11 protein-coding genes and 1 rRNA gene are annotated in these 8956 nt (G+C 70.0%); all 12 read right to left on the reverse strand.

Annotated elements, in window-relative coordinates:
- Nucleotides 1-132: 132 nt before the first annotated feature.
- Nucleotides 133-333 (reverse strand): hypothetical protein, encoded by a 201-nt coding sequence (locus JL108_RS18410; RefSeq protein ID WP_205199583.1) that lies wholly within the window; start codon nt 331-333, stop codon nt 133-135.
- Nucleotides 330-1334, reverse strand: a complete 1005-nt coding sequence (locus tag JL108_RS18415) for an HAD-IIA family hydrolase (protein WP_205199584.1) — start codon at nt 1332-1334, stop codon at nt 330-332. The genes JL108_RS18410 and JL108_RS18415 overlap by 4 nt, the downstream gene beginning before the upstream one ends.
- Nucleotides 1331-1696 carry a single-stranded DNA-binding protein gene (locus JL108_RS18420; RefSeq protein WP_205199585.1) on the reverse strand — a complete coding sequence of 122 codons (366 nt, stop codon included), beginning with the start codon at nt 1694-1696 and terminating at the stop codon, nt 1331-1333. The genes JL108_RS18415 and JL108_RS18420 overlap by 4 nt, the downstream gene beginning before the upstream one ends.
- Before the next feature lie 62 nt (nt 1697-1758).
- Complete coding sequence (locus JL108_RS18425; protein ID WP_205199586.1) at nt 1759-2265, reverse strand: Na+/H+ antiporter subunit E; 507 nt, start codon at nt 2263-2265, stop codon at nt 1759-1761.
- Nucleotides 2262-4034, reverse strand: a complete 1773-nt coding sequence (locus JL108_RS18430) for a complex I subunit 5 family protein (RefSeq protein ID WP_205199587.1) — start codon at nt 4032-4034, stop codon at nt 2262-2264. The genes JL108_RS18425 and JL108_RS18430 overlap by 4 nt, the downstream gene beginning before the upstream one ends.
- On the reverse strand, nt 4031-5554 hold the full coding sequence (locus JL108_RS18435; protein WP_205199588.1) for a proton-conducting transporter membrane subunit: 1524 nt from the start codon (nt 5552-5554) through the stop codon (nt 4031-4033). Before JL108_RS18435 ends, JL108_RS18430 begins: the two co-directional genes overlap by 4 nt.
- Nucleotides 5551-6996: a complex I subunit 5 family protein gene (locus JL108_RS18440; RefSeq protein WP_205199589.1), complete on the reverse strand. Its 1446-nt coding sequence runs from the start codon at nt 6994-6996 to the stop codon at nt 5551-5553. The genes JL108_RS18435 and JL108_RS18440 overlap by 4 nt, the downstream gene beginning before the upstream one ends.
- The gene (locus tag JL108_RS20340; RefSeq protein WP_143914783.1) at nt 6993-7280 is read right to left on the reverse strand and encodes an NADH-quinone oxidoreductase subunit K; all 288 of its coding nucleotides are present in this window, start codon (nt 7278-7280) and stop codon (nt 6993-6995) included. Before JL108_RS20340 ends, JL108_RS18440 begins: the two co-directional genes overlap by 4 nt.
- A complete protein-coding gene (locus JL108_RS18450; RefSeq protein WP_205199590.1) occupies nt 7277-8191 on the reverse strand; it encodes a hydrogenase subunit MbhD domain-containing protein in 915 nt (304 codons plus the stop codon). The genes JL108_RS20340 and JL108_RS18450 overlap by 4 nt, the downstream gene beginning before the upstream one ends.
- Nucleotides 8188-8469, reverse strand: coding sequence for a monovalent cation/H(+) antiporter subunit G (locus tag JL108_RS18455; RefSeq protein WP_143914781.1), 282 nt, complete (start codon nt 8467-8469; stop codon nt 8188-8190). Before JL108_RS18455 ends, JL108_RS18450 begins: the two co-directional genes overlap by 4 nt.
- Nucleotides 8466-8684, reverse strand: coding sequence for a monovalent cation/H+ antiporter complex subunit F (locus JL108_RS18460; protein WP_205199592.1), 219 nt, complete (start codon nt 8682-8684; stop codon nt 8466-8468). Before JL108_RS18460 ends, JL108_RS18455 begins: the two co-directional genes overlap by 4 nt.
- Before the next feature lie 175 nt (nt 8685-8859).
- A 5S ribosomal RNA gene (gene rrf / locus JL108_RS18465) occupies nt 8860-8956 on the reverse strand; the annotation flags it as partial.

Here is an 8956-nt window from a genome sequence, read left to right on the forward strand (position 1 = left end):
CGATAGGCGATGACCGGCATGAGATACCCCATCGCTCGCTCGCTGCGCTCACTCATGCCGCCACCGCCTGAAAAGAAGCACGATAGGCGATGACCGGCATGAGACACCCCATCGCTCGCTCGCTGCGCTCACTCATGAGGGCGGAGCGACCGGTTCGCCGCGCAGCACGCGCCGCAGGTCGTCGTGAACGGCGTCGAAGCGCGCCGGGTGTTCGTCGATCGTGACGTCCTCGAGATCGTCGAGCTGCCGCAGGACCCCCGCGACGACCTCCTCGGGACCGCCCTCCGGTTCCATCTCCGCGCCGCCCTCGCTGCGCTCATTCAGCTCGCTCATAGGCCCAGTGTCCCACTGTCCACGGACGGAATCGCCGAACCCGTGTCCCGGAGGTGCCAGGCGAGTCCGACCACGGCCCGCAGGCTCGCGACATCGGCCGCGGGACGATCCAGGGCGATCCGGCCATCGGTAGAGCGGGCGACCGCGTCACCGCAGGCGGCGGTGGCGCCATCGATCTCGACCGGCGGATGGGCTTGGTGGAGCCCGCGGAGATCGGCCGCGACGTAGTCGGGACGCTCGTCCTCGGTGGCCGCGACGAGATCGGCGAGGCCGCTGACCCCGGTGAGCACGGCGAGCGACACGATGTGGGCGGCGCGGGCCCCCGCGATGTCCGTGTCGAGCCGGTCGCCCACCATCAGCGGGCGCTCGGTCTGGATGCGCTCCACCGTGACCTCGAACAACGGGAGGTAGGGCTTGCCGGCGATGGCACGCGGTTCAGCCGAGGCCGCGGCGCGGACGACCTCCACCAAGGACCCGTTGCCTGGGGCGATACCCCGCGCCGTGGGGATCGTGCGATCCGTGTTGCTGACGTACCAGGGCAGACCCGCCTCGACGGCGTAGGCGACCTCGGCGAGATCGCGCCAGCCGATCTCGGGGAAGTAGCCCTGCACGACGGCATCAGGTGTGTCATCGGCCGACGAGACCGGCACCAGGCCGACATCGTGGACGGCCGCGCGCAACCCCTCGCCACCGCACACGAGCACCCGGGAGCCCGTCTCGAGCTCGTCGGCCATCACCCGGGCGATGGCCTGTGCCGACGTGACGACGTCCTCGATGTCGGCCGGCAGCCCCAGTCTCCGCAGGTGGTCGGCCACCGCCCGTGGGGTCCGGGCGGCGTTGTTCGTGAGGAAGGCCAGCGCCGCTCCCCCGGCCTCCGCCTTCGTCAACGCCTCGACGGCCTCCGGGACGGCGTGGTCGGAGACATAGACGACTCCGTCGAGGTCGAGCAGCACGGCATCGTGATCGTCGACGAGAGGGCCTGGGGACGAGCGCAATGTCATGGCGACGAGGCTACCGGCGCCCTCGTCAGGCTCTGCAGGTCGACCGTCACCCGGCCGACCAGCCCGTGCTGTCCCCGAGTGAAGCGCGCCCGCAGCTCACCCCGGACCTCGACGAGGTCGTCCGCGGCGAGGCGCAGAGCGCGCCGTCGCAAGGCCGCGGTCCATGCCGTGCATTCGAAGCTGTCGACGCTCTGCCTCGATCGCCGGCGCGCCCTGGCGCTGCGTCGCACCACCAGTCGGAAGGTCACGATCTGGTCACCGGACGGCAGCACTCTCGCGGCCGGCGGGGACGAGAGGCGGCCGGTGAGGTGCACCTCGTTGGTGTCGTGGGGAGGGACGGAGGTCTCTGGACTCTGGCTCATGGCCCAACCCTCCGGCGAACCGACCGCCTGATCCAGGCGGCTCACCCGATCTGTGGACGGCGTCAGGAGGGGTCCGCGGCTGTGGACGGAGTCCGGGCGGCCCGCGCGATACGGCTTTCGAGCGCGGTCAGCGCTGCCTCCACGTCGAGATCGGTGCCGATGACGTGGACCTCGATCAGATCGCCGTCGCGACTCGCCGACAATGAGCCGGGGATGAGATTCATGAGGAACACGAGCGCGATACGGGCACCTTCGGTGGGCAGGCTCGTCCGATAGGTCGTCCAGTACGGATCGACACGGGCACCGGAAGGCCGCACGGCACGGCGCGCGACGTCGATCCCCCCGAGCACGGAGCGGCCGAGCAGCCAGCCGCCGAGCCGCACCGACGCGAGACCGCGCTTCCACCGTCCCGCTCGCCCGCGAGCGGGACGGCCCGCGAGGACATAGCTCACCGCTACCGCGAGCGGGACGGCCACCATCCCGTAGGAGAGGACGCCACCATCCGCCTCCACGATCGCCACCCAGAGGAGCGACGCGACCGCGGCGCGTGCGAGGACCGATCCGATCATGTCGCGCCTCCGTTCACCGCGGCCCATCCGATGGCGACGGCGATCAGGATGAGCAGCACCGCCCCGGAGACCTCCCAGGCACCGAGCGACCGCTGGGCCCGCCCCACCGCCGCGACCAGCGAGACCGGCGGAGCGAGGCGTGACCGAACTCCCGCCGCCAGGCGTTCGAGCCGATGCACTATGGCGCGCAGTCCCTTCCCTGCGGACCTGACGAGCCTCTCCTCGAGGGTCACCACGTCGCCGGGAGGAACGACGTCCCCGTGCGGGTGGGCGATACGCGAGTCGTTCCAGCGGGGCCGGCGTGCGGTCAGCGCCGCTGCCACCGCGAGCGCGAGGCCCGCCAGCAGCGGCCAACCTTGCGCCCACCACGTCCCTGGGTCGAACCAACCGGGTCGGCTGGAGAGCGGTTCATGGGAGGCCGCGAGCCACCCCACCGCGGCCACCGGGACGACCGCGGCGGACGCCCACGCGGTATCACGGGTGACCGGCGTGGGCGACGGAGCTCGGTCACGCCGCCACATCACGACCGCGAACCGTGCCAGCAGCAAGGTCGATCCGAGACCCACCCACGGAAGCACCTCGGCCAGGGCAATCCCGCCGGAGGCCGGGAAGGTGGCGGCACCGACGGCCTCCTTCGCTCCGTACTTCGCCACATAGCCGCTCGTCAGCGGCGCGCCGATGACCGAGAGCCCGGCGAGGGCCATCAGCACCGCCACGGGCCAGCGTCGCCAGCGCTCCACATCCCACATCTGCACGCCGAGGAACAGCACCCCTTTCGCAAGACCGTGGTGGACCGCATAGATGACGGCCGCGATCGCGCACGCCGGGGCGACCTCGGGCATGGCCAGCGCGACGCCCACGAGGGCGGCCAGGAATCCCATCTGGCTGATGCTGCTGTACGCGAGGATGACCTTCGGATCGTCCTGCAGCAGTCCGACAGGTACCGCCAGGAAGCCTCCGAGGAGCGCGAGCGCCACGAAGGCGGTGCCCCATCCGACCTCGCTCTCGCCGAACGGCAGGAACCGCAGCCAGCCCACGAGGCCGGCCTTGATCATCGCTCCCGAGAGCACTGCGCTGGCGGGCGTGGGCGCCGCCGGGTGGGCGAGCGGAAGCCACACGTGCAGGGGCACCGTCCCGGCCTTCACCCCGAAGCCCACGAGGAGCAGCCCGATGATGAGATCGCGGTCCGGTGATGCCGCGACCGCGGCGGCGGATTCGCTGAGCCGCATGCCGCCGGCCCGCGCCACCAGCACCATCGCCGACAGGACGGCCCCCTCGCCGAGGACGGTCATCACCAGATAGATACGACCCGCACGGCGTGCCGATCCGGATCCGGAATGAACCACCAGCCCGTAGCCGGCGAAGCTCATCGCGGTGAAACACAGATAGAAGGTGATCAGATCGGCGGCCGCGAAGACGCCGGCATTGGCGACGAAGCACACCATCACGAGGCCGGACAGCAGAGCTGGACGCTCGGTGCCGGAGCGCGGGATGAAGGACAGCGCCAGACCGTAGAGCACCACCGCCATCGCCAGTAGAGGACGCGCGATGTCATCGAGAGCCACCGACGTGCCGAGCAGCATCCAGGGCACGGTGACCGTCTCGGGGTCTGCCGTCACGCACAGGATCCCGGCGGGCACCACGGCCAACCAGCCGAAGCGCGACACTCGGTCGCGCAGACGCTCGGCCGTGCTCCGTGGCACCACTCCTGATGCCATGAGCGAGGCGACCAGGAGCAGCGGCCATCCGGCGGCGATCCACCACATCATCGGTAGCTCCCCTCGGCGATGATCTCGGCCAGGCTCCAGGGCGAATAGGTCCATCCCGCGGCGACGCCCATGAACAGCACCATCGCGGCGGTCACGACCGCCGGCCACAGCAGGGCGGCAGGCGCTTCCAGACGGCGTCGAGGAGGACCGGCCGATGCGGCGGTCGCCCGTTCATCGGGTTCGGGACGCCAGAGGGCGTAGACCACGGGCAGGAAGTACGCCGCATTGAGCAGGGTGCTCGTGATGAGCACCGGCAGCACCCAGGCGGTGCCCGCGTCCAGTCCTCCGAGGGCCAGCGGCCACTTGGAGACGAAACCGGCCAGCGGGGGCAGTCCGATCATGCCGAGCGACCCGACCGTGAACGCGGCGGCCGTCAGCGGCATCCGCCGGCCGACCCCGGTGAGCTGACTGATCTTCGAGATGCCCTGCACCTCGGCGAAGAGCCCGGCGCAGAAGAACAGGGTGATCTTCATCATCCCCTGGTGGACGATATGGACGAGCGCTCCGGCGGTCGCCAGCGGCGCCACCAGAGCGGCCCCGAGGGCGACATAGGACAGCTGGGAGACCGTCGAGTAGGCGAGTCGCTTCTTCAGGTCGTCTTGTGCCAGAGCGCGGATCGATCCGTACACGATGGTGAATCCCGCGAAGGCCGCCAGGACCGGCAGTAGTCCCAAGTCGCCGGCGACCGACAGCCCGAAGAGGTCGTGGACGACCCGGACGATGCCGAAGGCACCCGCCTTGACGACGGCCACCGCATGCAACAGTGCGCTGACGGGCGCCGGTGCCACCATCGCCACCGGCAACCATCCGTGCAGTGGGACGATGGCCGCTTTGACGGACATGCCGATGAGCAGCAGCGCGCCGATCGCTGTGGTGACCCCCGGTCGGTCGGCGGCGAGCTCGGCCACCGCTTCCACGCCTCCGGCCGTGAACTCGACCGGACCCACCAACACGGTGAGCCAGACGACGCCCGCCAGCAGGACGACTCCGCCACCCAAGGTGTACGCCAGGTAGGTACGAGCACCGTCGAGTGCGTCCTTCGTCCCGCGATGCGCCACCAGCGGGTAGGTCACCAACGTCAGCATCTCGAAGAACAGCAGGAAGGTGATGAGATTGCCGGCCAGGGCGATACCGGTCGTCGCGGTCACGCACAGGCTGAAGAATCCGAAGAAGCGCGAGCGGTTCGGTGCGCCCTCCAGATATCCGATCGCGTAGATCGTCGTCACGAGCCAGAGCCCGGCCGACAGCGCGACGAAGAAGAGCGAGAACGCATCCGTGACGAGCACGAGGTCCACACCCGGCACCCACGGCATCGAGGCGCGGAGCTTGTCACCGGCCACGACGGGCGGGATCAGAGCCACGACGAAGCCCACCTTGGCCAGCGCACCGGCCAGGTTGAGGGTCGTACGCCACCGCACCTGATCCTCACGCAGGCAGAAGATGATCCCCGCCGGGATCAGCGAGGTCAGCAGCATCAGCAGGGGGACGATGCTGTAGTCGACCGAGGCTTCGGGAGTCATGGGCGTCCCCTCGCCGTCGGGTCCTCGGCGAGGAGATCGACGAGTCCGGCCGAGAACACCCCGAAAGCCACCGAGGCGATCGCGAGGATGAACGGCACCACGGCCAGGATGGCGGGCACCGGGTACGGAGCAGGCACCTCGTCGTCACCGGGGCGATTGAAGGTGGCGCGGACCATCGCGGCGGTGTAACCGAAGGTCAGCAGACCACCGAGCAGGAGCACACCGATCCACCACCACTCTCCCTGTTCGATCGTTGCCACCAGGAGTTGCCACTTGGCGACGAAACCGAAGGTCGGGGGCAGTCCGGCGAGGCTGATCCCGGCGATCGCCAGCGCGGCGACGGTCATCGGGGTGTGGCTGATCGCGCCGTGGAGCTGTGAGAGTCGGTCGGTGCCGTAGGCGAAGGCGAGTGTGCCCGCGGCGAGGAACATCGCGGCCTTCGCCAGCCCATGGGCGAGCACGAGGATCACTCCCCCGGACCAGCCGGCCGCGGAACCGTCGGCCAGCGACAGCACGATCGCGAAGTATCCGACCTGCGCGACGGTGGAGTAGGCGACGATCGGCTTCAGCCGGGACGACCGCAGCGCCATCGCCCCGCCCCAGAAGACGGCGACCGCCCCGGCGATACCGGCCGCCACGCCGAGGACCTGCACCGCCGCGGTGCCATCGGCGATACCGAACCAGATCCGCCACAGGACGATCACGCCGGCTTTGATGACCAGCGCCGAGAGCACCGCACTCACGGCCGCGGGAGCGGCCGGATGGGCGACCGGCAGCCAGGCGTGCAAGGGGAACAGCGCCATCTTCGCTCCCATGCCGAGGAGCGTCAGCGCCAGGATCGAGGTCAGGACCGGGCCGGGCTCCAGTGCCGCGGTGGCCTGGGGCAGGTCGAGGGTGCCGGTCTCGGCGTAGACGAGCGCGACAGCCAGCAGGAACAGCAGAGACCCGATGACGCCCACGAAGAGATAACGCAGCGCGGGAGCGGCGGCCGACCTGCCGCCGAGGGCCACGAGTGCGACGGCCGCGATGGTCACCAGCTCGAGCATCACGTAGATGGTGAACAGATCACCGGCGACGACCACGCCGTTGAGGCCCGCCCAGAGGACGAGCCACAAGGGCCAGAAGTCGGGGCCTCCGGCGAGGCTGGGTTCGGCCGCGGCGTAGACCGTCACCGCCAGCCCCACCACGGCGACGAGTGCCAGGAACGCGGTGCTGGTGCCGTCGGCGCGCAGGGTGATCCCCAACGGCGCCTCCCAGCCCGCGAGCGCGAGCTCCCAGCTGCCCCCGCCGATCAACGCGACGACGCCGATGCCGAGCGCCCCTGTCGTCGAGGCGGCCGCCGCGCCGGCGGTCCTTCGCAATCCTCGAGGCACCAGGGCCGTCACGGCCGCCAAGAGCAGCGGCAGGAGGACGAGCGCGGGCAGGAGCGCGGGGTAGTTCATCGACCCTCGCTCTCGTCGGTCACCGCGTCGACGCGGCGCGCCAAGGCCAGCGCCACGCCGGTGACCGCGGCCATGATGACGATGCCGGTCAGGACGAGCGCCTGCGGTACCGGGTCGGGGGCCTCACCGCGGGCGGCGATGGCGAGCAGCACCATCATGACGCCGCCGGAGGCCACGTTCAGGGCGACGATCCGTCGCAGCAGGTCACCGACCAGGAGATGGCCGACGAGTCCGATCACCACGATGGCGGGACCGGCGATGAGGGCGAGGTCGACGACGGTCACCGAGCCTCCCCTGGTTCGCTCCGATTCGCGAGGAATATCCTCGCGAGGCCGACCCCGATGCTGACCGCCAGCACCGCCTCGACGGCGAGGATGGCCGTCGACGCCCAGGACTCGCCCAGGACCAGCCACCCCGCGCCCCCGACGGCCGTCGAGAACGCGAGCAAGATGAACACGACGAGACCCAGCACGATCAGGGCATCGCCCCACGGGCCTCGGGTCGAGGTGCGCCGAGTTCCGGTCAGGTGGGCGATGACGAGGCCGGCCCCCACCATCGCTCCGGCTTGGAAGGCGCCTCCGGGCCGGGTGGTACCGGCGACCAGCATCCACACGGCCAGCAGTGAGACGACGGGCAGCAGGACCACGGCGATGATCCGCAGCTCACCGGACGCCGAGAGAGTCCGCGTCCAGGAGCGATCGCTGACGGCGGTGGCCGCGAAGACGGCCGTCATCACCACGGCGATCTCCAAGAGCGTGTCGAAGCTGCGGAAGTTCAGCAGCACGGCCGTGACGGGATGTTCGGCGCCGCTGGCCCCGATGTGGTCGCCCACGAGGAGAGGCAGCTGCCCCGACGGTTCCGACAGCCGGGAGACCACCCATCCCATGCCCAGGAAGGCAATGATGCCGGCGATGAGGCCGGTGGCGAGCGCCCACGACCTACGTCGAGGCACCTCTGCCTGCTTCGAGGCGAGGGCGTCGACGAGCAGCGCCCCGGTGACACCGCCACCGAGGACGGCTTCCGCCAGAGCGATGTCGGGGGCATCCAATCGAGCCCACAGCAGAGCGAGCAGCAGCCCGAACACCAGAAAGACCGCGACCGCGGACGTGCGCCGCGGGACCAGCACGGCGACTACAGCTGACAAGACGACACCTGCCAGCAGGAGCCCGTCGAAGACACCGATCTCCAGACTCATCCGTCGTCCTCGCGTGTCGCCAGCAGGTGACTGTTCACCGCCGTGCCGATGAGGGCAAGGATCCAGATGAGCAGGAGTTTGGCCACCACGCCCGCACCGACTCCGTTCGACACGGTGTGGACGATCAGGCCGAGGATGATGAAGCCGAGCCCGAGGTTGTCCGCCTTCGCGACGGCGTGCAGGCGCGTCGGAAGGTCGGGGAAACGCAGGAGACCCACTGTCCCCGCAATCATGAAGAGGGCTCCTACGCCGAGGAGCAAGGTCATCAGGACGATCATCGGCCCGCCCGCTGGGTCCAGACGAGCGCGACGACGGTGGCGAGGGCCACGACCGCGATGGCGGCGTCCCGGAAAGCCGCGGTGCCGGTCAGACTGCCGAGCACGGCGAGCAGTGCGGCACCTGTGGTGCCGAGCAGCACGAAGGCGGTGAGCCGGTCCCGGGTGGTAGGACCCCACCCGGCGCGCCAGAGACCGGCGAGGGTACAGAGAAGCACCACGGCTGCCGTGATCGACAAGGCCGTGTCCGCTGCGCCGATGCCCTAACCTCCGCTCCCTCGTGCTTGGCACGATTTTAGGAGGAACACGGCATCTCCGCAGCGTGAGCGAAAAGGTCCACACATGCGGCGAGGCCGCCCCAGATGTGTTTGGGGCGGCCTCGCGCTAATGTTTGTCCGGCGACGTCCTACTCTCCCACACCGTCTCCAGTGCAGTACCATCGGCGCTGAAGGGCTTGACTTCCGGGTTCGGAATGTGACCGGGTATTTCC

Origin of the sequence: Aeromicrobium sp. YIM 150415, assembly GCF_016918125.1 — a bacterium.
Taxonomy (GTDB): Bacteria; Actinomycetota; Actinomycetes; order Propionibacteriales; family Nocardioidaceae; genus Aeromicrobium; species Aeromicrobium piscarium.

Excerpts from the sequence above, each read along its gene's own strand:
- JL108_RS18435 (WP_205199588.1), bottom strand. The coding sequence starts at position 5,554 with ATGACTCCCGAAGCCTCGGTCGACTACAGCATCGTCCCCCTGCTGATG.
- JL108_RS18450 (WP_205199590.1), bottom strand. The coding sequence starts at position 8,191 with ATGAGTCTGGAGATCGGTGTCTTCGACGGGCTCCTGCTGGCAGGTGTC.
- JL108_RS18440 (WP_205199589.1), bottom strand. The coding sequence starts at position 6,996 with ATGAACTACCCCGCGCTCCTGCCCGCGCTCGTCCTCCTGCCGCTGCTC.
- JL108_RS18410 (WP_205199583.1), bottom strand. The coding sequence starts at position 333 with ATGAGCGAGCTGAATGAGCGCAGCGAGGGCGGCGCGGAGATGGAACCG.
- JL108_RS18420 (WP_205199585.1), bottom strand. The coding sequence starts at position 1,696 with ATGAGCCAGAGTCCAGAGACCTCCGTCCCTCCCCACGACACCAACGAG.
- JL108_RS18430 (WP_205199587.1), bottom strand. The coding sequence starts at position 4,034 with ATGATGTGGTGGATCGCCGCCGGATGGCCGCTGCTCCTGGTCGCCTCG.
- JL108_RS18455 (WP_143914781.1), bottom strand. The coding sequence starts at position 8,469 with ATGATCGTCCTGATGACCTTGCTCCTCGGCGTAGGAGCCCTCTTCATG.
- JL108_RS18415 (WP_205199584.1), bottom strand. The coding sequence starts at position 1,334 with ATGACATTGCGCTCGTCCCCAGGCCCTCTCGTCGACGATCACGATGCC.
- JL108_RS18425 (WP_205199586.1), bottom strand. The coding sequence starts at position 2,265 with ATGATCGGATCGGTCCTCGCACGCGCCGCGGTCGCGTCGCTCCTCTGG.